Origin of the sequence: Lacimonas salitolerans (assembly GCF_042677865.1) — a bacterium.
Taxonomy (GTDB): domain Bacteria; phylum Pseudomonadota; class Alphaproteobacteria; order Rhodobacterales; family Rhodobacteraceae; genus Lutimaribacter; species Lutimaribacter salitolerans.
The window spans coordinates 1-873 of record NZ_JBHUDD010000076.1; the positions used below are offsets into that span (position 1 = coordinate 1).

Consider the following 873-nt stretch of genomic DNA (forward strand, 5'->3'; position numbering starts at 1 on the left):
ACGGATGTTAACAATGCAGGTGGGTCAGTTTTAGATGATCATAACCCACCCAAGTGGGTCACTTTTGCATGCCGATTCACACCATCAAAAGAACAGATCGAACACGACATGCGTCAAGCGGCTTTCGAGCAAAATCACTTGGCCTTTCGTTCACTAAATCAGCAGATGTGGCAGATACCGCTGATTTCTATGACGCTAACCGGCGGGCTGTGGTTTGGTGTTTCTAGAGTGGAAGAGTTTTCGCTTTTTCAGCTTGCCCTACTGTTCTTAGCCGCCGTCGGCAATGCCGCCCTCTTCGTCGTCATCCTTAGACTTCGATTTGTGATGGAGCAGTATCTAAAATGGCTTGAAACAAACTATCCCTCGGGATTTGTATCGGCACATGGACAGCGATGGTATCATCGGCCATTCGTAGTTCGAACGTCATTCCAGGGCATGCTACTTCTCGCATCCGCGCTAAGTCTCATGCTGCTCATGGCCACCGGCTGGAATACTTGGAGAGAAATCTTGGGACGAATGCCTGATGACCCTGCACTGATGTACTACGAGGAACATGCGAACAGCCTCGCCGATGGCTACGAAGCGCTAACATTCGAAGCTGCGCATCCAGGGCTTGCGGCGATCATGGCCGCCGAACGTGCCACGAGCAAACTGCGCGTTTTGGACATTGGTGCCGGGACAGGCCGCGATGCAGCATGGTTTGCTACACGAGAACATGACGTTGTTGCCGTCGAACCTTCTGAAGCGATGCGCACAGTCGCACAACGTTTCCACCGGGGATTGGCGATCGACTGTGCGCATTTCGCGGAAGTTGGGCAGTGATTTCGCGTGATCTCGGGCACGCGTTTCACGGCATCGCGGGCAGCCATTTCA

At 53.0% G+C, this 873-nt stretch carries 1 protein-coding gene; it reads left to right on the forward strand.

What is annotated here, in order from left to right:
- The coding region (locus ACFTOW_RS13300; protein WP_379916505.1) for a class I SAM-dependent methyltransferase at positions 1 to 822 on the forward strand (822 nt) is incomplete at its 5' end.
- Positions 823 to 873: the final 51 nt, after the last annotated feature.